The 21,785-nt window shown below is 73.1% G+C and carries 19 protein-coding genes; 13 read left to right on the top strand and 6 right to left on the bottom strand.

From position 1 onward, the window contains the following. Positions 1 to 13: 13 nt before the first annotated feature. On the top strand, positions 14 to 400 hold the full coding sequence (locus ACZ4TO_RS16520; RefSeq protein ID WP_382786746.1) for a VOC family protein: 387 nt from the start codon (positions 14 to 16) through the stop codon (positions 398 to 400). Between the two features lie 83 nt (positions 401 to 483). Beyond that, positions 484 to 1,254 (top strand): VOC family protein, encoded by a 771-nt coding sequence (locus tag ACZ4TO_RS16515; RefSeq protein WP_468024507.1) that lies wholly within the window; start codon positions 484 to 486, stop codon positions 1,252 to 1,254. A 103-nt stretch (positions 1,255 to 1,357) separates the two neighbouring features. On the opposite strand, the gene ACZ4TO_RS16510 is transcribed toward ACZ4TO_RS16515, so the two are convergent. Both ACZ4TO_RS16510 and ACZ4TO_RS16505 read right to left on the bottom strand, forming a co-directional pair. After that, the gene (locus tag ACZ4TO_RS16510; RefSeq protein ID WP_468024506.1) at positions 1,358 to 2,017 is read right to left on the bottom strand and encodes a MarR family winged helix-turn-helix transcriptional regulator; all 660 of its coding nucleotides are present in this window, start codon (positions 2,015 to 2,017) and stop codon (positions 1,358 to 1,360) included. After that, a complete protein-coding gene (locus ACZ4TO_RS16505) occupies positions 2,014 to 3,657 on the bottom strand; it encodes an FUSC family protein (RefSeq protein WP_468024505.1) in 1,644 nt (547 codons plus the stop codon). The genes ACZ4TO_RS16510 and ACZ4TO_RS16505 overlap by 4 nt, the downstream gene beginning before the upstream one ends. A 232-nt stretch (positions 3,658 to 3,889) precedes the next feature. Here ACZ4TO_RS16505 and ACZ4TO_RS16500 point away from each other — a divergent pair, with 232 nt between their 5' ends. From ACZ4TO_RS16500 to ACZ4TO_RS16480, 5 genes are all read left to right on the top strand, one after another. Further along, entirely contained in the window at positions 3,890 to 4,453 is a 564-nt protein-coding gene (locus ACZ4TO_RS16500) for a DUF5134 domain-containing protein (protein ID WP_468024504.1), read from the top strand. An 89-nt stretch (positions 4,454 to 4,542) separates the two neighbouring features. Next, a complete protein-coding gene (locus ACZ4TO_RS16495) occupies positions 4,543 to 5,484 on the top strand; it encodes a M56 family metallopeptidase (RefSeq protein ID WP_468024503.1) in 942 nt (313 codons plus the stop codon). A 109-nt stretch (positions 5,485 to 5,593) separates the two neighbouring features. Then, entirely contained in the window at positions 5,594 to 6,298 is a 705-nt protein-coding gene (locus tag ACZ4TO_RS16490; protein WP_468024502.1) for an HAD family hydrolase, read from the top strand. Between the two features lie 183 nt (positions 6,299 to 6,481). After that, positions 6,482 to 6,772 carry a hypothetical protein gene (locus ACZ4TO_RS16485; RefSeq protein WP_385039682.1) on the top strand — a complete coding sequence of 97 codons (291 nt, stop codon included), beginning with the start codon at positions 6,482 to 6,484 and terminating at the stop codon, positions 6,770 to 6,772. A gap of 116 nt (positions 6,773 to 6,888) precedes the next feature. Then, positions 6,889 to 7,602 (top strand): TetR/AcrR family transcriptional regulator, encoded by a 714-nt coding sequence (locus ACZ4TO_RS16480; protein WP_468024501.1) that lies wholly within the window; start codon positions 6,889 to 6,891, stop codon positions 7,600 to 7,602. A gap of 89 nt (positions 7,603 to 7,691) precedes the next feature. Here ACZ4TO_RS16480 and ACZ4TO_RS16475 read toward each other — a convergent pair whose 3' ends face one another. Next, positions 7,692 to 8,162 carry a DUF6214 family protein gene (locus tag ACZ4TO_RS16475; RefSeq protein ID WP_385040492.1) on the bottom strand — a complete coding sequence of 157 codons (471 nt, stop codon included), beginning with the start codon at positions 8,160 to 8,162 and terminating at the stop codon, positions 7,692 to 7,694. Between the two features lie 214 nt (positions 8,163 to 8,376). Between ACZ4TO_RS16475 and ACZ4TO_RS16470 the strand changes: the two genes are divergently transcribed. Continuing rightward, positions 8,377 to 9,726 (top strand): FAD-dependent oxidoreductase, encoded by a 1,350-nt coding sequence (locus tag ACZ4TO_RS16470; protein WP_468024500.1) that lies wholly within the window; start codon positions 8,377 to 8,379, stop codon positions 9,724 to 9,726. A gap of 207 nt (positions 9,727 to 9,933) precedes the next feature. Here the strand turns inward: ACZ4TO_RS16470 and helR are convergent, their stop codons facing one another. Together helR and ACZ4TO_RS16460 are read right to left on the bottom strand one after the other, a co-directional pair. Continuing rightward, entirely contained in the window at positions 9,934 to 12,081 is a 2,148-nt protein-coding gene (helR, locus tag ACZ4TO_RS16465; protein ID WP_468024499.1) for an RNA polymerase recycling motor ATPase HelR, read from the bottom strand. A 236-nt stretch (positions 12,082 to 12,317) separates the two neighbouring features. Then, entirely contained in the window at positions 12,318 to 12,665 is a 348-nt protein-coding gene (locus tag ACZ4TO_RS16460) for an ArsR/SmtB family transcription factor (protein ID WP_382786777.1), read from the bottom strand. A 183-nt stretch (positions 12,666 to 12,848) separates the two neighbouring features. Between ACZ4TO_RS16460 and ACZ4TO_RS16455 the strand changes: the two genes are divergently transcribed. The 4 genes from ACZ4TO_RS16455 to ACZ4TO_RS16440 all read left to right on the top strand — a co-directional run bounded on the left by ACZ4TO_RS16455 (position 12,849) and on the right by ACZ4TO_RS16440 (position 19,402). Further along, positions 12,849 to 13,928 (top strand): NADH:flavin oxidoreductase/NADH oxidase, encoded by a 1,080-nt coding sequence (locus tag ACZ4TO_RS16455; protein ID WP_468024498.1) that lies wholly within the window; start codon positions 12,849 to 12,851, stop codon positions 13,926 to 13,928. 299 nt (positions 13,929 to 14,227) lie between these two features. Then, positions 14,228 to 14,497, top strand: a complete 270-nt coding sequence (locus ACZ4TO_RS16450) for a hypothetical protein (RefSeq protein ID WP_382786783.1) — start codon at positions 14,228 to 14,230, stop codon at positions 14,495 to 14,497. Positions 14,498 to 15,178: 681 nt separating this feature from the next. After that, a complete protein-coding gene (locus ACZ4TO_RS16445) occupies positions 15,179 to 17,065 on the top strand; it encodes a phosphatidylglycerol lysyltransferase domain-containing protein (RefSeq protein WP_468024497.1) in 1,887 nt (628 codons plus the stop codon). 261 nt (positions 17,066 to 17,326) lie between these two features. Further along, positions 17,327 to 19,402: a HEAT repeat domain-containing protein gene (locus ACZ4TO_RS16440; protein ID WP_468024496.1), complete on the top strand. Its 2,076-nt coding sequence runs from the start codon at positions 17,327 to 17,329 to the stop codon at positions 19,400 to 19,402. Positions 19,403 to 19,775: 373 nt separating this feature from the next. Here ACZ4TO_RS16440 and ACZ4TO_RS16435 read toward each other — a convergent pair whose 3' ends face one another. Beyond that, complete coding sequence (locus ACZ4TO_RS16435; protein WP_382786792.1) at positions 19,776 to 20,348, bottom strand: Rv1733c family protein; 573 nt, start codon at positions 20,346 to 20,348, stop codon at positions 19,776 to 19,778. A 250-nt stretch (positions 20,349 to 20,598) separates the two neighbouring features. Here ACZ4TO_RS16435 and ACZ4TO_RS16430 point away from each other — a divergent pair, with 250 nt between their 5' ends. After that, entirely contained in the window at positions 20,599 to 21,684 is a 1,086-nt protein-coding gene (locus ACZ4TO_RS16430; RefSeq protein WP_468024495.1) for a WD40/YVTN/BNR-like repeat-containing protein, read from the top strand. The last annotated feature ends 101 nt before the right edge of the window (positions 21,685 to 21,785 follow it).

The raw sequence follows: 21,785 nt of genomic DNA, 5'->3' as shown, positions 1-21,785 counted from the left end.
TAGGCTCCGGGGCATGGTGCATGTACTGAGCAGCCGGACCCTCCTTCGCCCGACCGATCCGGAGCGTTCCCGCGTCTTCTACGGTGAGCGGCTCGGCCTCGCCGTGTACCGCGAGTTCGGCACCGGGCCCGAGCGCGGAACCGTGTACTTCCTCGGCGGCGGTTTCCTGGAGGTCGCCGGGCGCTCCGAGACGCCACCCTCCCCCGCGCTGAAGCTCTGGCTCCAGGTCGCGGACATCGCGGCGGCCCACGAGGAGCTGACGGCCGCCGGTGTCGAGGTGGTGCGCGGGCCCGTGCGGGAGCCGTGGGGGCTGATCGAGATGTGGATCGCGGACCCGGACGGGACCGAGATCGTGATCGTCGAGATCCCGGCCGACCATCCCCTGCGTCACCGGCCCTGAGGCCCCCGGGCCGGTGTGTCCCGATGGCCGGTGCTCCACGGCAGGCTTAGCGTGCTGAGGGAACTCGCTGCGGAAGGAACGTCATGAAGCTCGACAGGCCCGTGCCCGGCGGACCCTGCTGGACAGAGCTCGGCACCGACGATCTGGAGGGCGCCAAGGCCTTCTACGCCGATCTGTTCGGCTGGCGCCCCGAGACGGACCCGCGCCCGGAGGCGGGCGGGTACACCGTCGCCCACCTGGGGGACGCGGCCGTCGCGGCGATGACCCCGATCTACCAGGAGTCGCAGCCCGTCGCCTGGAACGTGTCCTTCGGCGTCACCGACGTGGACGCGACCGCTGCCGCCGTGCAGGCCGCCGGCGGAACCCTCGCCCTCGCTCCGATGGACGTGCTCGACGTGGGCCGTTTCGCGGTCGCCTTCGACCCGGGCGGCGCCGTGTTCCAGATGTGGCAGGCGCGGGCCTTTCCCGGTGCGGGTCTGTTCAACGCCCCCGGCTCGCTCGGCTGGGTGGAACTCCTGACCCGGGCCCCGGACCGGGTGACCGAGTTCTACACGACGGTGTTCGGCTGGACCGTGAAGCCCTCGCCGCACTACCCGCAGTGGGGCATCGACGGCGCCGACTTCGGCGGCATGGTCACGATGGACGAGAACTTCGCGCACGAGGTCCCCTCGCACTGGCTGCCCTACTTCGCCGTCGAGGACGTGGACGAGACGGCGAACGCGGTCCTCATGGCGGACGGCCACCTGCTGATGGAGCCCGTCTCCCAGCCGGGCGGCCACCGCCGCCTGGCCGTCGCCCGGGACAGACAGGGCGCGGCCTTCGGGATCTACGCGGACGGCGGCGCGAAGGGCTGATCCGGGGAATCCACGCGGAGGCCCGAAGGGCCGACCCGAGGGGACCGACCCGAGGCGGCCGACCCGACCCGAGGGGTCTGCCTGCTCTGCGGCCCCGGCCCGGTCAGGCGCGGGGCAGTCGCAGCCGGCCTTCGAGCTGCCCGAGCAACTCGCCCAGGAGTCCGGCCAGTTCACGCCGACGCTCCTCGTCGATGCCGGACAGGACACCGCTCTCGTAGGCGAGTTGATCGGGGAGGACGGCGTCGACGAGGTCCCGTCCGGCGTCGGTCAGCCGGACGTGTGCGACACGCCGGTCCCGGGTGTCGCCGCGCCGCTCGACGAGACCGCGTTCGGTGAGCTGCTTGAGCCGCTTGGTCACGGCCGCGCCCGAGGAGAAGGTCTCGCGGGCGATGTCGCTGGGGGTCAGCTCGTGCCCGGTGCGGCGCAGCGTCCCGAGCACGTCGAACTCTGGGCGGGTGAGCCCGGCCCGGCGCAGGGGCGCGTCCTCGGCCTGCTGGAGGAGTGCGGCACAGCGGTTGACCCGCCCGATGACCTCCATGGGCCCGGTGTCGAGGTCGGGCCGCACGTTCTCCCACTGCCGCACGACGGCCGCCACGGTGTCACCGGCGACGGAGGCGCCGGGGGACCGCTCGGCGGGGCTGCCGACGGAAGGCTCCCCGTGCGACGCCGGCTCACGGTCCGTCGCCGGATCACCGTCCGTCGCCGGATCGCCGCCCCGGGCCGGGTCGCCCTCCGCCGCTCTCCGCCCGTCCGCTGTCGTCATGCCTGTGCGCCCTCCCAGCAGTGCAGTCCCTGGCGTCGTACCGTCGCGGCGAGCGTACGGTGTCCGGCCTGCTCGGCCCGCATCACCCGCTCCTCCGGCAGGGCGTGCTTCCACCATTCGCCCGCGGCGGCGTCCGCGACGGAGCGCAGGTGGACGACGGCGGCGGACAGTCCGCGGCGGGCCGATTCCAGGGCGCCGGGCTCGGGCCGCTCCTCGGCGAGCAGTGCGGCGGCGTGTTCCTGGGCCCGCCCCACGGCGGAGAGCGCCTCCTCGATCCGGTCACCGGCCCGCCGGTTGGTCACGGCGACGGCCGCGAGGAACCCGACGACCGCTCCGACGAGGGTGTCCAGGACCCGGTCGGTCATCAGCTCGCCGGGCCGCTGGGTGTGCGCGAACTCGGTGATGAGCAGGGCCATGGGGGTCACGCAGACACTGCCGAGCCAGTAGTTGCGGCCGATCAGCGCCTCGGCGCCGAAATTCAGGGCGAGGCAGCACAGGACGAGGGCCGCCTGGCCGACGTGGGCGAGCGGGACGAGGACGGCGAAGACGGCGACGCCGACGAGGTTGCCTGTCACGCGCTGGACTCCACGGCTCCAGGTAAGGGTGACGTTGGCCTGGTAGAGGGAGGCGGCGGTGACCAGGGCCCAGTAGGGGCGGCCGACACCGAACGCGAGTGAGACGTATCCGGCGAGGGCGCAGCCGAGCGCGGTGCGCAGGGCGACGGGGGCGAGCGGGCCGAGCCGGGCGAGCAGGCGCGGTTCCCCGAAGGCGAGGGCGGCCTCGACGCCGAGAAGCTCGTCCGCGGCGTCCCCGAGCCCGTCGGGGCACGGGACGGGTCCGGTGCCGGAGAGTGCGCGGGCCCAGCCGCGCAGCCGTCCGGGATCCGTGTCGGCGGGTGCGGCGAGCGCGACCTCGGCCCGTACGACGAGCCGTTCGAGAGCGCGCCGGGGTTCGCTGCGGGCTCCGGTGGACAGCAGTGACTGCCAGGCGGCGTGGACGGCGGCGGCCGCGGCGGCGCGGGCACGGGGGTCGTCGGGGGCGTCGACGGACACGGCCGCGGCGTTCAGCGCGTGCGCGGTGGCGCGCCGTTCCGGGCCGTGCGGGCGTACGAGCCCGGGTGCCATGCCGACGATCCAGGCCCAGGCCCCCGCCGCCGCGCCCAGTGCGAGGTGGCCCGGCACCTGGCCGAGGCTCTGCGGCACGAACAGGGACGCCGAGGAGATGAAGGCGAGGACGACATGGCCCGGCGGGCCGATGCGCGTGGCGTCGCACAGGATCTTCTGCGTGGCGGCCAGCAGCGCGCCGACGGTGACCAGCACGACGGCGTTCGTCGTGAGCGAGGCCGTGACGAGCGCGACGCCCAGTCCGCCGAGCATCCCGGCCACCACCCAGGCGAGGGCCCGGGCCCGGGCGGCGTAGGGACGGCTGTGGGCGTAGAGCGCGCAGAGCGACCCGGCCATGGTGTACATCGCCAGGTCCAGCCGGCCGAGTGCCAGCAGGGTGAGGTTCGGCGGGGCGACCGCGACGACGACGCTCAGGGCGGGCTTGAACCAGATGTCCGAGGGCCTGCCGAGACGCAGCGCGCCGGCCAGCGGGAGCCGGCGGGCGGGCGATGGACGGGGAGGGGTCGCACTGCTCATTCCACAACCTTAGCAGGTGTTTTATCTGTAAATTAGTTTCTCCGACCGCCTCCCACCTGCGACGCACCCCCGCACGCTCCCCCGTGTACACCCCTGCGCTCGCTTGCGCCCCGGCCGGCCGGGGCATGCCCTGACCGACCGCCCGATGTCCGGCACCGCTGCCCGGCACCTTCCGCCCGGCATCGCGTGTCCTGCGTCGCGTGTCCGAGGTCGTCTTGCGGGGAGGTACGCGGTGCACGGACCGGCTTCACCCGGCTGGCTGCTCGTCGCGCTGTGCGCGGCGACCGGGGCCTACTGCCTGCTGCGGATGCGCAGCCCGGTCGACGAACAGCGCCGCACCGCGGGCGGCGAGGCCCTCATGGGGTTCGGCATGGCCGCGATGGCCGTACCGGCGGCCGTGGTGACCCCGCCGCGCTGGGCCTGGTTCGTGTGCACGGCCGTCTTCGGCGTCGCCGCGCTGCGCGCGCTGTGGACGGCCCGCGGCGGCGGACACCATCTGCACCATCTGATGGGCACGGTCGCGATGGTCTACATGGCCGCGGTGATGACCACCGCCCCCGCCCACCACGCCCACGGCGGCACCGGCGTCCCCGTCCTCACCGGGGCGCTCCTGCTGTACTTCACCGCCTACGTACTCCGCTCCGGCGCCCGCCTCCTGCCCCTGGCCGTCGCGTCGGGGCCCGTCGCGAGCGGCCCGCCCGCGGGTGCCGTCGGCTGGGGAGACCGCCCCGAACTCTCCCGGGCCTGCCGCCTGTCGATGGGGATCGCGATGCTGGCGATGCTGATCACACTCTGAGGCCCGTTCGTCCGCTACGCACCCGTGGCGTACGTCACTTGGGGTCGCGGGGCGTATCCAGCGGCGGGCCCCGCTCATAGGCTTCGGCCATGATGGTCCCCGCGGCACTGTTGCTGCTCGGCGCCCTTGCCTCCGTGGTCGCTCCGCGACTGCTCGCACGGGCAGACTGGCCGGACCGGGAACCCGTGGTCGCCCTGTGGGTGTGGCAATGCGTGGTGGCGGCCGTCCTGCTGTGCTGCGTCCTGTCGATGACACTGAGCGCGTCAGCCGCCTGGGTGGCCGTGCGCGGACCTGTCTTCGGCGGCGCACCGGCGGCGGTCGTCGAAGCCTATGCGCCGAGAGCGGGCGCCCCCTGGGCCGCGGCCACGGCGGTGGCCCTCGCATGCGGCGGCGCCTGGACCGCGGCGATGCTGGCACGCGAGATCGTACGGGCGCGGACGCGCCGTCGGCAGAACCGGTCCGAACTCCTGGTGCGGGCACCGCTGTTGCCCGGCGAGGAGGGCGGCACCGCCGGCCGTCTCGTCGTCCTGGAGGGGGAACGCCCCGACGCCTGGTTCCTGCCCGGCGCCGCTCCCCGACTGGTCATCACCACAGCCGCGTTGCGCCGCCTCAAGGGACGCCAACTGGACGCCGTACTCGCCCATGAGCAGGGCCACGCGCGGGCCCGGCACGACTGGCTGCTGCACTGTTCGGCCGCGCTGGCCAACGGGTTTCCGCAGGTTCCCGTGTTCGCCGCGTTCCGCGACGAGATGCACCGGCTGGTCGAACTCGCCGCCGACGACGTGGCGTCGCGCCGGTTCGGACGGCTCACGATCGCTCTCGCCCTGGTCGAACTCAACGAGGACCGGGGCGTGTTCGGACCCGGCCCGGCGAGCCCCGGCGCGCATCTCCCCCAGCGGGTGGACCGCCTCCTCACACCGCGGGACCGGCTCCCGGCGGGCCGCCGGCTGCAACTGACGGCGGCAGCCGCGCTGGTGCCGGTGGTCCCCGTCCTCGTGGCGTTCGTACCGGGTCTGCGAGCACTGGGCTAGCCCGTACCACCGAGCCACTCGCCCGGTCGGCGGTATCCGGACTCCCGCGCGGGGGCGGCGGACGAGTGCTTCTTGACCGCCACGGGCCGCGCCGCGAAGGATCTCCCGCATGACCTTCAAGGGTGTGCTCTTCGACTTCTCCGGGACCCTCTTCCGCGTCGAGGACACGGAATCGTGGCTGCGCGCGGTGCTCGTGGAGAGCGGTCACACGCTCCCGGAGCGGGAGTTGGCCGAAAGGGCGCGCGCCCTGGAGGCGGTGGGCGCGCTCGCGGGCGGAGCCCCTCCGACGCTCCCGGTGCCGGATCACCTCCGCGACCTCTGGGCGTCCCGCGACCGCGGTGCCGAGCAGCACCGGGCGGCGTTCACCGGCCTCTCCCGGCAGGTGTCACTGCCCGATCCGGGTCTGCACGACGCTCTCTACGACCGCCAGATGCGACCCGCCGCGTGGCGGCCCTATCCCGACGCCGTCGAGGTGCTCGGCGCGCTGCGCGAGCGGGGTCTGGTCGTCGGGGTGGTCAGCAACATCGGCTGGGACCTGCGGCCCGTCTTCCGCGAGCACGGGCTCGACCCGTATGTCGGGACGTACGTCCTGTCGTACGAGCACGGCGTCCAGAAGCCGGATCCGCGGCTCTTCGCGACGGCCTGCGCCGAACTCGGCATCACCCCGGAGGACACCCTGATGGTCGGCGACGACCGCACGGCGGACGGCGGCGCGGCCGCCCTGGGGTGCGCGGTGCTCTTCGTCGACCATCTGCCGGCGGCGGACCGCCCGGACGGACTGCGGCCGGTGCTCGACCTGGTGGACACGAACTGACGCACCGGAGACAGCCGTTCGGCGTCGCCGGAACACCCGTTCAGGAATCCCGACAAGGAAGCGACGACTTTCGGCCACGAGCAGGCTGGCACCGTCAAGTTCTGGCCAACAAAGGCCAAACGCTTCGCAATGCGGGATCCGTGGCTACGTTGGCGCCTCCGCCACACAGTCCCGAGGTCCGCAATGAAGACAGTGTTCTGGATTCTCCTCGCCGGCTTCCTCACCTGCGTCACCGGCGCCGCTCTCGTCAACACGGCGCGCAGTGACGACAGGGAGACCCTCGTCGGCAACGTCCTGCTGAGTCTGTCGGTCGGCTGGTACATGGTCACCACCTGGCGACGCGCCTACCTGGCCGTGAACCGGCGCACATCCTTCGACGGGATGTCCGGGACGCGGAACGACGCTTCGCGGCGCGAGGACGGCGGCCGTCTCGACGGCACTCCCCCGACGCCCGCTGCCGCGCGTCCGACCTGAGGCGATCCCCCGCGTCGCCCCAGGTCGGCGGCAGCCCGGAACCGACCCGCGAAGGGCCTCGATCCGGACGCGTTGAGTATAGTTGGCTGGCAGCCAGTCAACGCAGGAGTTACAGCATGTCCCCGCGAAGCGCCTCGGTCAATGAAGAGTTGCGGCGGCGCTCCCGGGAGCGCTTGCTGCAAGCCGCGGTCGAGCTCGTCAGCGAGCACGGGTACGACGCCACGACGCTCGGGGACATCGCCGATCGCGCGGGGTCGGCGCGCGGGCTCGTCTCGTACTACTTCCCCGGCAAGCGCCAGCTCCTGCAGTCAGCGGTGCACCGGCTGATGCACCGCACGCTGGAGGAGGCCCTCGAACGCGAACCGCGCAGCGAGGACGGCCGGGAGCGGATGGCCCGGGCCATCGACGCGATCCTCGGCCTCACCCAGGACCAGCCGGTGCTGATGCGGCAGCACATGGCCGGGCTGCTCCAGGCCGAGGGGTTCGTGCAGTGCCCCGAACAGGTGCGGCTCTCCGAACTGCTCGGGGACACCGTGGCACGGTACGGCTCGCAGCAGGTCTCGGCCGACTACCCGATGCTGCGCGCCCTGCTCATGGGCGCGGTCTACTCGGCGCTGGTGCCGGGCGTCCCGATGAAGGTCCCGGTGCTGCGGGCCGAGCTCTTCAAGCGCTACCGGCTGGACTGGGAGATGGGGACGCCGCCGGACGCCGAGGCGTCGAACCGCCCCCGCGAGACGGATCTCTCCCGCTTCTTCGCGACCGATCCGGAGCCCGAGCACGACCCCGAGCGCAAGCCCGAGCCCGAGCCCGCGGACGGTCCGTCCACGTAACCCACGGCTCAAGGGCGTTCGGCCTGACGGTGGGCCCTGCCTGTCGGCGGGCCCGCGCCATGGGCCACCGGCGAGCCGGGCCGCCTCCGTCAGCGGCGCGCGTGACGAGGTGCCAGGAACCCCGCGTCGCGGGCCCCGGCGATCAGCCTGAGGGACTTGCGGCGGCTGTGCCCGGTGGCGTCCATGACCGCGAGCACCGGATCCACTCCGTCCCGCTGCGCCGCCATGTACTCCTCCGCCACCAGCAGACGCCCCTCGGCGCCGCGCGGCCAGGTGGGCCGGGCGCGCCGCGCCTGGCTCTCCCGCTCCTGTTCGGGGCCGGTGCCGAGGCGGCTGCCGCACGCCTCGGACAGGGGTTCCTCGATCCACTCGGCGACGACCGCGAGGTCGTCCAGGGACAGGGGCGGCTCGGCCCGTACGTCCTCGATCGACAGGGCCGTCGCCGAGAGCACCGCGAGCAGGTCGACCCTGGCACCGTCGGCGAAGGCCAGCCGGACGTTGAACCAGGACGTGACGCCCGACGCGGACTCCCGCACTTCCCAGGCGGGCCACACCGACACGTCGCCGTCCGCGCGGCAGCGGTCGGACAGATTAAGAAACGATGCGTCTAGCACATACGGAACGTAACCGCATCATCACATTCCATACGAACGGACACGCGCGTGATCGGCACGCACCGCACCCTGTCAGCGGAGCACCCGGTGGTGCGATCCTGGGAGCACCAGCGATGTCCTGTCAGCGATCTTCCTGATCCCTCGGGTGAGGAGTTCCGCCGTGCTGCGTGTCGCCGTCGTCGGTTCGGGACCCAGCGGGGTCTACAGCGCACAGGGCCTGGTCCAGCGGAGCGGGCCTCCCGACGTCCGCGTCGACGTCCTGGACCGGCTGCCCTGCCCGTACGGCCTGGTGCGCTACGGCGTGGCGCCCGACCACGAGAAGATCAAGTCGCTCCAGAACAATCTGCGGACCGTCCTGGAGGACGAGCGGGTGCGCTTCCTCGGCGGCGTCGAGGTGGGACCCGGCGGTGTGTCCGTGGCGCGGTTGCGGGAGCTGTACCACGCGGTCGTGTACTGCGTCGGCGCCGCCACCGACCGGCATCTCGGCGTACCCGGCGAGGACCTGCCCGGCAGTTGGTCGGCGACCGAGTTCGTCTCCTGGTACAGCGCGCACCCCGACGCCGTGGCCGGTGACTTCGTGGCCGGGGCGCGCTCGGCCGTCGTCATCGGCGTCGGGAACGTGGCGGTCGACGTGACCCGCATCCTGGCCCGCACGGAGCCCGAGCTGAGCCCCACCGACATCCCGCAGGCGGCGCTCGGCGCGCTGGCGGCCAGCGAGGTCACCGAGATCAGCATGGTCGGGCGGCGCGGGCCGTCGCAGGCCCGCTTCACCACGAAGGAACTGCGCGAGCTGGGCGGCCTTCCGGGGGCCGACATCAGCGTGGACGAGGCGGAGCTGGCACTCGATCCGGCCTACCTCGATCCGTCCGGGCTGCCCGCGGCCCAGCGGCGCAACGTGGAGGTCCTCCGGGGCTGGGCGGCCGCCGCGCCACGGGGCCGGCCGCGGCTGATCCGCCCGCGCTTCTTCCTGCGGCCCGTCGAACTCCTCGCCGACGGGGGCCGGGTGGGCGCGGTGCGGTTCGAGCGGACGGTTCCGGACGGGGCGGGCGGGGTGACGGGGACGGGGCGGTTCGAGGAGATCGAGGCCCAGTTGGTGCTGCGCTCGGTGGGCTATCGCGGGGTGCCGCTGGAGGGGATGCCGTTCGACTCCGGTCTCGGAACGGTGCCGCAACGGGCGGGACGGGTCCTGCGGGACGGCGCGGTCTCGCCGGGTGAGTATGTGGCGGGCTGGATCAAGCGAGGTCCGACCGGGGTCATCGGGACCAATCGCCCGTGCGCCAAGGAGACGGTGGCCTCCCTGCTGGAGGACGCCCCCGGTCTCGTACGGCGAGAGGTGGCCGGTGATCCCCTCGACGCACTGCGGGCCGAGGGGATACGGCCGGTGGAATGGGTCGGATGGCAGGCGATCGAGCGGGCCGAGGCGGAGCTGGGGGCCGGCCTGGGCCGCGAGGTGGTCAAGCTGCCCGACTGGGAGGCGCTGTGGACGGCGGCACGGGCCGCCACGTCCTGACCATGGCGCCGGCTGCCGGCGGCCCACGGTGAGCGGTCCCCACGAGCCACGGGCCGGGGCCGAAGGCCGCACGGGCGGACACCCCGCCCGTGCGGCCTTCGGCCGGTTCGTTCCTGCCTGGACCGCCCGCCGTCGGCCTCGACCTCCGGCGGCGTCAGGGGGGGTTCAGCGTGTCTGGGGGTTCTGCGTGTCAGGGGGTTCAGCGTGTCAGGGGCTCGTGAGGATGACGAGTCGCTGGGTCGCCCGGGTCATCGCGACATAGCGGTCGACCGTTCCTTCCACGCCTTCTCCGAAGTTCTCCGGGTCGACGAGGACGACCAGGTCGAATTCGAGGCCCTTCGACAACTCCGGTGTCAGTGAACGGATCCGGGAGGTCGCCCGGAACGTCGGATCGCCGATCACGCAGGCGATGCCCTCGGCGTGGTCGCGAAGCCAGGTGTCGAGCACCGACTCCAGGTCCGCGACCGAACCGTGGGCGACGGGGACGCCGGAACTGCGCACGGAGGTCGGCACGTTGGCGTCCGGCAGCGCGGTCCGGACGACCGCCTCGGCCTCCACCATGACCTCTTGCGGCGTCCGGTAGTTGATGGTCAGCGAGGCCACGTCGATCCGGTCGAATCCGACCCGCCCGAGCCGTTCCTCCCAGGACTCGGCGAAACCGTGTCTGGCCTGTGCGCGGTCCCCGACGACGGTGAAGCTCCGGGACGGGCAGCGCCGCAGCAGCATCTGCCATTCCGCGTCGGTCAGTTCCTGCGCCTCGTCGACGACGACGTGCGCGAACGGCCCCGCGAGCAGGTCCGGTCGGTCCGCGGGCAGTCCGCTCTCGTCGATCAGGGTGTCCTGCAGATCCCGGCCGCGCAGCATCGTCACCGCGCCCTCGCCGTCGTCGTCGGCCGCCAGCACGTTGTCGATGACGCCGGCCATGCGCTCGCGTTCGGCCGCGACGGACGCCTCGTGGCGGCGCCTTCGCAGCGAGGTCTCCGGGTCGCCGAGCCGCTGCCGCGCCGCGTCCAGGACGGGCAGGTCGGAGACCGTCCAGGCCCGCGGGTCCGGGCGCTGCAGTCCGCGGACGTCGTCGGGTCCGAGCCAGGGAGCGCACAGCCGCAGGTAGGCGGGTACGGACCACAGGTCGCCCACGACGTCGGCCGCGTCGAGCAGCGGCCACGCGCGGTCGAGGGTCCCGACGAGCTCCTGGTCGTGCAGCAGCGCTCTGCGCAGCAGTTCGGGCGGGACGTCGTCGTCGTGCTTGTCCGTCAGGATCGCGACCAGCGCCTCCCAGATCTGGTCGCGTGCCTCGTTGTGCGGCGTGCCCGGCTCCGCCGCCTCGAACGCCTCGGCCCAGTCGTCGGCGCTCAGCGGGACCTCGGCCCACGGGGTCGTGACCGTCATCTCCCGGGCGGGCGGGTCCTCGTAGAACCTGACGGCCGTCTCGATCGCCCGCACCATGTCCGCGGTCGACTTCAGACGGGCCACGTGCGGGTCGCGCTCGGCCGCCGCTCCGGTTCCCTCGGCGACGAGGTCGCGCAGGGTACAGATCTGCACGCCCTCTTCTCCGAGGCTGGGCAGGACGTCGGCGACGTAGGAGAGGTAGGGCTGGTGCGGACCGACGAACAGCACGCCGCCGCGTCGGTGTCCGAGCCGGGGGTCGGAGTAGAGGAGGTAGGCGGAGCGGTGCAGGGCGACGACCGTCTTGCCGGTGCCGGGACCGCCGTCGACGACGAGGGCGCCTCGGGATCCCGCCCGGATGACGGCGTCCTGGTCGGCCTGGATGGTGGCGAGCACGTCCCGCATCCGCGCCGAACGGCTGCCGCCCAGACCGGCGATGAAGGCGGACTGGTCGTCGAGCGCCGCGTGCCGCTCGAGTCCCTCGGCGGTGAACACCTCGTCCCAGTAGTCGCTGATGCGGCCGTCGGTCCAGCGGTATCTGCGGCGGCTCGTCAGACCCATCGGGCGGGCGTGGGTCGCGGCGAAGAACGGCTCGGCGGCGGGAGAGCGCCAGTCGGTCAGCAGTCGGCGGCCCTCGCTGTCGGTGAGGCCGAGGCGCCCGATGTACAGGGGTCCGGAGCCGTCCGCCGGGACGACGTGTCCGAGGCACAGGTCGAGTCCGAAGCGGCGCAGTGCGCGGAGCCGCCCGGTCAGCCGGTGGATCTCCAGGTCTCGCTCCATCGCCTCGCGGCCGAGGCCGCCGGGCGCCCTGCGTTCGGCGTCGAGCCGGTCGGACAGTTCGGCGATCGCGCGGTCGAGGCTCTCCGCGACGGCCGCGAAGTGCCGCTCGTCCGCGGCGATCAGTGCCGGGTCCGCCTTGGCGGAGAGCCGGCCGGGGAGGCGGAACGCGCTGGTGGTCAGAGGGCTCATGTCAACTTTCCGCAGGTCCTGGCTTCGGCCAGTGATTCTGCGGGACGACGGGGGCCTTGCCGCAAGCCCCCCGGTGCGCTATAAGTTGAGAGTGGCAAGGGATGGCTTTCCCCTTTGCCCTTTCTTTTTGCCCGGAACCCGGAGGCCTCGGAAGCGGCTCCGTGAGGGGTCCGCCGGCGCTGCGGTGAACCATCGGCGGCGGTGCCGCGAGGTGTCCGAAGCGGGCTCCGCGAGGGTCACCGCTCCGGGCGCGCGGCCTGCCGGGTGGCGGCCTCCAGGACACGGTCGAGGAGTCCGGGGAAGAGCACTTCGAGGTCGTCCGTACGCAGGCCGTTGAGCTTCGCCGTACCGCGGTACACCTGGCGGACGACCCCGCTCTCGCGGAGCACCCGGAAGTGGTGCGTCGTCGTGGACTTCGTGACCGGCAGGAGGAAGTCCGAGCAGGAGAGTTCACGGCCCTCGACGGCGAGTTCACGGACGATCCGCAGCCGCATCGGGTCGGACAGCGCGTGCAGGACCGATTCCAGCCGGATCTCCTCGCGCGCGGGGTGCGGCAGATCACGGCCACGTGCGGCGGGCGTCACGGCGGCTCCACTTCGTCCGGGGGCCTCGGTCTTCGCCCCCTCGTCTTCGGCATCGTCCGGCGGGCTTCACCCGACTCCGCCGCACTCCGGCATTGTACGAGACTCGTCGTAGTTTGACACTCGCCGTACTACGAGGTTTATCGTACGACGCATACATCGGTCCCGCCACGAATGGAGTCGGTCGTGAGCGCTCTCTTCGAGCCCTGCGTCCTGCGCGAAGTCACCATCCCCAACCGGGTGTGGATGCCCCCGATGTGCCAGTACTCGGCCGCGCCGGACGGCCCCTCGGCGGGCGCTCCGCACGACTGGCACTTCGCCCACTACGCCGCTCGCGCCACGGGAGGGGCGGGCCTGGTCATCGTCGAGGCGACCGCCGTCTCGCCCGAGGGCCGGATCTCCCCGTACGACCTGGGCATCTGGAACGACACCCAGGTCGAGGCCTTCCGCCGCATCACGCGCTTCCTGTCCGCGCAGGGCACGGTGCCGGCCGTGCAGCTCGGCCACGGCGGGCGCAAGTCCTCGACCGAGCGCCCCTGGAAGGGCGGCGCCCCGGTCGGCCCGGACGCGCACGGCTGGCAGGCGGTCGCCCCGAGCGCGCTCGCGTTCGACGAGAAGCACCCGGTCCCGGACGAGCTGACGGTCGACGGAATCCGCGAGATCGTGGGTCAGTTCGCCGACGCGGCTCGCCGCGCCCTGGAGGCCGGCTTCGAGATCGTCGAGATCCACGGAGCCCACGGCTACCTCATCAACGAGTTCCTCTCGCCCCACTCCAACCACCGCACCGACGCGTACGGCGGCTCGTACGAGAACCGCACCCGGTTCGCCCTCGAAGTCGTCGACGCCGTGCGAGAGGTCTGGCCGCAGGACAAGCCGCTCTTCTTCCGTATCTCCGCGACCGACTGGCTGGAGGACGCGGGCTGGAGCGCCGACGACACCGTCCGCTTCGCCGCCGAGCTGCACGAACACGGCGTGGACCTGCTCGACGTCTCCACGGGCGGGAACGCCTCCGGTGTACGCATTCCCGTCGGGCCCGGCTATCAGGTCCCGTTCGCCGCACGGGTGAAGAAGGAGACCCCGATGGCCGTCGCCGCCGTCGGTCTCATCACGGAGGCCGAGCAGGCCGAGAAGATCGTCGCCAACGGCGAGGCCGACGCGGTGCTGCTGGGAAGGGAGTTGCTGCGCAACCCGTCCTTCGCCCGGCTCGCCGCACGTGAACTCGGGGCCGAGGTGCGCGTGCCGGACCAGTACCACCGGTCGGTGTAGGCGCCGTCCGGCCGCGGAGGCGACCGAACGGGGCCCGCTACGGGTGGTCGACCCGCCGCACCACCACCCTGCCGGAGAGCCGGGCCCCGACTCCGCCGGTCCGCCCGGCGCCCGCCGTGGGCGCCGGACGGGTGACACGCCGCGTGATCCGGATCACGCACCGCGGACGCCCCTGCCCCGCATGGGGGCCGTCGTCCGGGGTAGCCGCCACGACACCGCCGATGCACGGCCAGGACACGGAGACCCTACGTGCTGTAGGGTCCCGGCGGTGAGCGAGCGACGTACGTCAGGGGGAGCCCGTGAAGGAGCATGACACCGGGCGGGTGGCACGCGGACCGGCGTCCGTGCTGGCACTGCTCCTGCCGAGCCTCGGGATCGCCGCGCTGGGCGTGTACCACCTGTGCGGCTTCGATCTGCACGCCCTGCACGGGCGCCCGCACCTCGGCGACGGGCTGACCATGGCCGGAGTGATCACGGCCCTGGTGGCGGCAGGTGCCGCGCTCGGAGACCTCCTGTGGTGGGCGACCACACGCGCGGACCGCGAGCGGGGCGCGACACCGCACCGCTGAGGCCACCCCCAATCCGCGGCGCCGAGGAACCCCGCCGCTGAGGGCCCCCAATCGCCGCCGCCGAGGAACTCCGCCACTGAGGGCCACCCCCAATCGCCGCCGAGGAACCCCGCCGCTCAGGCACGAAGCCCCACCGCCCTCCAGCGAGGGCCTCGCCGCCTGAGGCCCCGTGCGCCGAGGCCCCCACAGCTGGGAACCTCCACCCCGTCGAGGACCTCTGCCGCTGAGGTGCGACGTCCACCGCTGGGGCCCTTGCCGCCGAGGCGCGACGCCCCACCATCGAGGCCCCCACCACTGCTGTGGGGCCGACCCTCGGGCTCAGCCGCCGCTGAGCGAGGCCTCCGCGATCCGCGAGGGGCACGCCCGCTTGAGACATCCGGCTCGGCCGGCGCCGGGCCGAGCCGCGGCCAGCGATACGGTTCGACGCCCACGGCGGGACCCCGGGCGCGCCGGGCTCACGCGACCTTGCCCGAGCGGAGCAGGGGCGGCACGGAAGCCGCTGACAGACGCGAGGCGGAGCCATCAGGCACGCGTGGAGCGCCCGCTTCGCATTCTCAACTCCTCCTTACCTCTTCACTCCGTCTCTGGCTGGCCATAACCTCACTCTTCCCTACAAGATGTAGTGTTCCGGCCTCAGTCCCCACCGGTTCTCCCGCTCTCTCCCCAAGGTGATGTTCCACGGTGTCCGTACAACAGTCAGCGCTCATCCCGGAACAGCGGAACGCGAGCCCGCGCCGTGAGGCTCCGTCCGGACGAGCGGGCGACGGAATCCGGCCCAGAGCCGCCGCGTTCACGGTCTGGTACCTGCGGCTGCTCGCCGTCCTCAACGTCGTCGCCGTGTCCTCGCTGCCCTTCCGCGAAGAGGTGCACGAGCACAACGGAGGCGAGTTCTTCACTCCCTATCTGGCCACCGCCGGGCTGATCTCGGCGGCGCTGGCCCTGTTCCTCGCACTCGTGATGCGGCGCCGCAAACGAGCCGCCTGGATCTTCAACCTGCTGCTCGCCGGGCCGCTCCTGGTGCTCTACGGCGTGGCCCTGACCCAGGACCGCTACCAACGGCACGTCTTCAACTGGATCTCGCTGCTCCTCACCGCGCTCTTCGTCGTCGCCCTCCTGCTGGGGCGCAAGGAGTTCCACGCCGTCGGGGACCGCTCGAATCCCCGACTCGCGCTGGCCGTCGGCGCGGGCGGCCTGCTCGTCAGCGCCACGCTCGGCACCCTGCTCGTCAGCGCCACCAACCGGGTGTCGGGCACACCGCTGAGCGACCGGATCGCGTACACCCTGCTGCGCGGAATCAGTGTCGGCCCGCTCGCCGACCGGTTCGACAGCGTCGTCGCGCCCCGCTGGGTCGACATCCTGGTCAACGCCCTGGTGGCCGCCACGTTCCTGCTGGTGCTCTACGCGTGCTTCCGTTCCCCGCGTGGTCTCGAACTTCTCGGCGAGGACGACGAGACCCGGCTGCGGGCCCTGCTGGCCCGACACGGGGAACGCGACTCGCTCGGCTATTTCGCGCTGCGCCGCGACAAGGCGGTCATCTGGTCCCCGAGCGGCAAGGCGGCGATCGCGTACGGCGTCCGCGGCGGGGTGACCCTCGCGTCCGGCGACCCGATCGGCGACCCGGAGGCCTGGCCCGGCGCGATCGAGGCGTGGCTGCGGGAGGCGCGTCGGCACGCGTGGACGCCCGCGGTGATGGGGGCCGGCGAGGAGGCCGGGACCGTGTACGCCCGGCACGGCCTGGACGCCCTGGAGCTCGGCGACGAAGCCATCGTGGACCGGTCCGACTTCACCCTGGAGGGACGCGCCATGCGCGGCGTCCGGCAGGCGCACAAGCGCATCCGGCGCGCCGGTTACACGGTCCGCGTCCGTCGGCACGAGGACATCCCCGAGGCCGAGATGGCCGCGTTGACCGACAAGGCGGACCAATGGCGCGACGGAGCCACCGAACGCGGCTTCTCCATGGCGCTCGGCCGGCTGGGAGACCCCGCCGACGGACGCTGCGTGATGCTGGAGTGCCACGACAGCGAAGGCGAACCCCGGGCCGTGCTGAGCTTCGTGCCGTGGGGTGAGCGGGGCCTGTCCCTCGACCTGATGCGCCGCGACCGGAACTCCGACAACGGCCTCATGGAGTTCATGGTGATCGAACTGCTCCAGCACGCCGAGGAGTTCGGTGTCGAGCGGATCTCCCTGAACTTCGCGATGTTCCGGTCCGTCTTCGAACGCGGCACCCGGCTGGGCGCGGGACCCGTACTGCGGCTGTGGTGTTCGGTGCTGACGTTCCTCTCGCGCTGGTGGCAGCTCGAATCCCTCTACCGGGCCAACGCCAAGTACCGGCCCGTCTGGGAGCCTCGGTACCTCCTCTTCGAGAAGAGCGCGGACCTTCCCCGTATCGGTATCGCCGCGGCGCGCGCCGAGGGTTTCCTCGCCCCGCCGGCCCTGCCCCGGTTCGCCTCCCGGCGCCCGGCCCACCCGGACCGGCGATCCCAGGAACCGCCCCTCGCTGCACCCGCCGCGACCTCGGGGACCTCGGCCGGGTCCGGAAGTCCCGGGGCGTCCGCCTCGGGCGAGTAGCGCCACGCCGCGGACCGCGGCCTCGATCCGTCCACACACGGCCGGGCACCCAGGAGGTGTCCGGCCGCGGTGTCTCCACCCACCCCTCTCCCCCGGCCAGGCGTCCCTCTACGACGGCGGCAGCTCCGCCCGACCGTCGGAAAACAGCCGTTCGCCCCGTAGTTGGCTGGACCGACGCCATCGACGGGAGGGTTCACGAGCGTCACTGTCAGTGCCGTGGTGCACACTCACGATCAATGGCCGTACGCATGGGGAGGACACGTGTTCAGGGGGATCGACGAGGTCGACTGGGCCTCGATGCAGCATGCGTACGGAAGCGCCGCGGACGTGCCGGAGCTGCTGCGGGGACTCGCCTCACCGCTCCCCCGGGAGCGGGAGACCGCGCTCGACGGGATGTACGGAGCCGTGCACCACCAGGGCGACGTGTACGACTCGACGCTCGCGTCGATCCCCTTCCTCTTCGCACTCGCCGCCCGCGCCGGACTTCCCGACCGGGGCGGAATCGTGGAACTGCTCACCAGCATCGGCGGTTCGGACGACGCGGACACCTTCGGGGACACCTCCGGGGACGCTGAGGACGGCGCGGACGAGGACGGCGACGACCGGGACGCGGAGGTCCCCGAGGACGACAACCACGCGATGGCGCACGCGGCGGTCCGGGCGGGTTCCGCGGTCTTCCTGGACCTCGTCACGGACGGCGACCCGGAGGTGCGCCGTGCCGCGCCGACGGCGCTCGTACGCTTCCACGGCGAACCTCCGCGCGTCCTGGCCCTGTTGAGCGACCGCTTGCGGGACGAACAGGAGGACGGCGTCCGGCTGGCACTGGTCGAGGGTCTCGGCCTCTTCGCCCGGCTCCACGGCGGTTCCTCGGCCCCGGCGGTGGACTGTCTGGTGTCGCTGTGCGGCCCGCCGCACGACCCCGGGCTGCGGCTCGCGGCGCTCGGTCAGCTCGCCTCGTGCGCCCTCGACCGGCTGCCCGCCGACCTCGTGCCGACGGTCGTCGCGCTGCTCCACACCCGGTCACAGCGGATCCGGCCGTCCAGAGAGCCCGTCCGGACCTCGTCCGACACCCTCATCGGCAGTCTGCGCCGGATGCGCCCGGCGGACGAGGAGGGAGCGCAGTTGCTCCGGACGCTCCACAAGGCGCTGGGCGCCCGCACCACGGACCGGATCGCCCTGCTCAAGGGACAGTTGAGCTGCCCGAACACCGCCGACCGGTGCAACGCCGTCTGGATGTCGGCGGGGCTGTTCCGCGAATGGCGGGGCGCGTACGAGGAGCCGGTCGCGCTGATAGGTGAGCAACTCGGCTCGGACGAGGAGCGGTTGCGCTGCGCCGCCGTGTCCGTCCTGGAGTTCCTGTTCACGCTGGCGGTTCCGGCGGCGGACCGGCTCGCCGACCTCGTGGAGGCCGGCACCGGCTCCCGGGGGCGGGGTACGGCGACGTTGTACCGCCCCCTCAAAGCCCTCGCCCGGTGCGGAGACGTACGGGCGATACCCGCCCTCGCCGAGGTGCTGCGGGGCCCGGCCGTGCCGAACGAGACCGGGTACGCGATCGGCTTCCTGGGACCGGCCGCGGCACCGCTGGCTCCCCTACTGCGCGAGCGGCTGGCCGAGGTTCCGCTCGACTCTCCAAAGACGTACGACCGTGCCGCTCCGCTGCTGTCCGCGCTCGGCACGCTGCGGTACGCCGCGGCCCTGCCCGAGGTGCTGCGACTGCTGCACGGCACACCAGGGGATCTGCGGCTCCGGAACGCCCTGGTGAAGGCGCTGGCCAGGACAGTCGCCGCGTTCGGTCCCCGGGCGCGTGAGGCCGTACCGACGCTGCGGGAACTGCTGACGGATGAGACCGGTGAGAACGCCGTGGCGGCGGCCGACGCGCTCCGGGAGGTGGAGGGGGACGTCGAGGCGGTCCTTCCCGTTCTCCTCGGGGCGCTGGCACCGGAGCGGGACGCCGGAAGTCGCCGGGCGGCGGCCGATGCGCTCGGCCGGTCGGGGGCGGCGGCCGCGCCCGCGCTCCCCGGGCTGCGACGCCTGACGGACTCCGCCGAGGTGTGGGAGCGGACGGCCGCCGCCTGTGCCCTGTGGGAGATCGCCGGAGATCCGGACCCTGTCCTGCCGGTGTTCCGCGAGGCCTGGCGGAACCCGTACACCCGGGGCACCGTCACCGCGTGCCTCGTCCGGATGGGCGACGCGGGCGCGCCCGTCCACGACCTGGTCCGAGCGGAGCTTGCCTCTCCCCGCCGTCACCGCGCCCGGTCCGGCGGCCACGGCAGCCACGACGTCCTCGACGACGAGACGCTCCTGAGGGACTGCCGGAGGGTCCTGGAGATCGCGTAGGGACGACCCGAAGCCGCCCGCGAGCGGGCGTAGCGGTGGGGTGAGGGGCCGCAACGGCGGATCGAGCGGCGGCAATCAGTGCATCAGTGGGGTGAGGGACCGCAGCGGCGGGGGCCGGCGGCCGCAGCAGCAGGGCGCGAGGCCGTGGCGGTGAGCGGCTGGGCGACGCGGGGCGTGGCGGTGAGCGACGCGGGGCGTGGCGGTGAGCGACGCGGGGCGTGGCGGTGGGCGGCTGGGCGACGCGGGGCGTGGCGGGTGACATGGCGGAGGCACGGGCGCCGTTCGCCGCTCAGGCGCTGGGACCCTGCCGGCTCCCGCGCCAGGTGCTGGGACCCTGCCGGCTCCCGCCGCTCAGGGCTGGGATCCTCTCGGCTCAGCTCGTCATCCGGCCCCAGAGCGGGCCGATCCGGGCCCAGTCCTCGTCCCAGCGGTCCACGCGACGGCGTTCCAGGCGGCCGCGGAGGAAGCTGCCGACGGCGAGGGGGATGCCCGCCACCCCGGCGCCGGCGAAGACGCCGATCAGCCAGGCCCGCAGCCGGGCCACGGGGACGGTGGTGGGCCGGTCGACGAGACGCCCGTCGGGGTCGGTCCACACCAGCACCGGGGTGTCCGCCAGGGTGCCCGCGGCGACCCGCACCTGACCGGAACGGACGGTGCCGTCCGGCGCCGTCCAGCGGACCCTCGTCCACACGACGCGGCCGGCCGGCCCGCTCGCTTCCCGCGCGTCCTCGATCAACTGGGCGGGGACGGTGCGCGACTCCGCACGCTCCCTCGCGAGACTGTTCTCCACGGCGCCGACGGTCGCCAGGCCCGCCACCGCACCGCCGAGCACCGTGAAGACCCAGGCCGCGAGCATGATCCAGGCTTCCAGGACATCGCTTCGCCGCCGCAGCGGGTTCCTCCGCCACCGCCACAGCCAGACCCCCGGACCACGGAACGCCGCCATCAAGGGCCTCCTCCTCACGACCGCACGGACACGCCACATCTCCTTCCCTTACGCGCGTGCTCCACGCGATGCTCACACCTCGCGCCCACCGGCTCGCCCGACCTGCCGGACCGGAGCCCCGGCACCGGAGCCGGAAGGTGCCGACACACCCCGTCCGACCTGCGCAGACGTCACACCGGAAGGTGACTGTCGGTGCCGGGGTGCAGACTGGCCCGTAGCGCAGACAACGACGTCGCGGAGGTGGCCGGTCATGGCCGACGTACTGCTCACGGTAGGCACCCGCAAGGGCCTCTTCATCGGGCGACGGCGCGGCGGCGCCTGGGAGTTCGACGAGAGTCCGTACTTCAACGCGCAAGCCGTGTACTCGGTCGCGATCGACTCCCGGGGCGACAATCCCCGGCTGCTGGTCGGCGGGGACAGCGCGCACTGGGGTCCGTCCGTGTTCCACTCCGACGACCTGGGCCGTACGTGGACCGAACCCGCGCAGCCCGCGGTCAAGTTCCCCAAGGAGACGGGCGCCTCGCTGGAGCGGGTGTGGCAGTTGCACCCGGCGGCCGCCGAACCGGACGTGGTGTACGCGGGCACGGAACCGGCCGCGCTGTACCGCTCGGAGGACCGGGGCGAGTCCTTCGAACTCGTCCGCCCCCTGTGGGAGCACCCCACCCGCTCGAAGTGGGTCCCCGGCGGTGGCGGCGAGGGGCTGCACACCATCCTCACCGACGAGCGCGACGCGCGGGCCGTGACGGTGGCCGTGTCCACGGCCGGAGTGTTCCGCACCGGCGACGGCGGCGCGAACTGGGAACCCGCCAACTCCGGTGTCTCCGCCGTGTTCCTGCCCGATCCGAACCCGGAGTTCGGGCAGTGCGTGCACAAGGTGGCGCGTGACGCGGTGAACCCGGACCGGCTCTACCTCCAGAACCACTGGGGGGTGTACCGCAGTGACGACGGGGCCGGGCAGTGGACCGACATCGGCGCGGACCTGCCGTCGACGTTCGGCTTCGCGGTGGCGGCCCACCCGCACCGCGGGGACACGGCCTACGTCTTCCCGATCAACGCCGACGCCGACCGTGTCCCGGCCGACCGGCGCTGCCGGGTCTTCCGTACGGACGACGCGGGCACGACCTGGGAACCGCTGACGGCGGGCCTGCCCTCCGAGGACCACTACGGCACGGTGCTGCGGGACGCGCTGTGCACGGACGGCGCGGACCCCGCGGGCGTGTACTTCGGCAACCGCAACGGCGAGGTGTACGCGTCCGCGGACGACGGCGACAGTTGGCGACAGCTCGCCTCGCACCTCCCGGACGTCCTGTGCGTCCGCGCGGCGGTGATGGCCTGATCCCGGCTGAGGCCGGAGGGGCGTGACCTGAACCCGGCCGAAGCCGGAAGGGCGTGACCCGAACGCCGCCGAGGCCGGACGGGCGTGGCCTGAGCCCTGTC

The sequence above is a fragment of the Streptomyces sp. NPDC028298 genome, assembly GCF_055565895.1.
The sequence above is the reverse complement of the archived record's forward strand: the minus strand, read 5'-3'. Positions and strand labels throughout refer to the sequence as shown.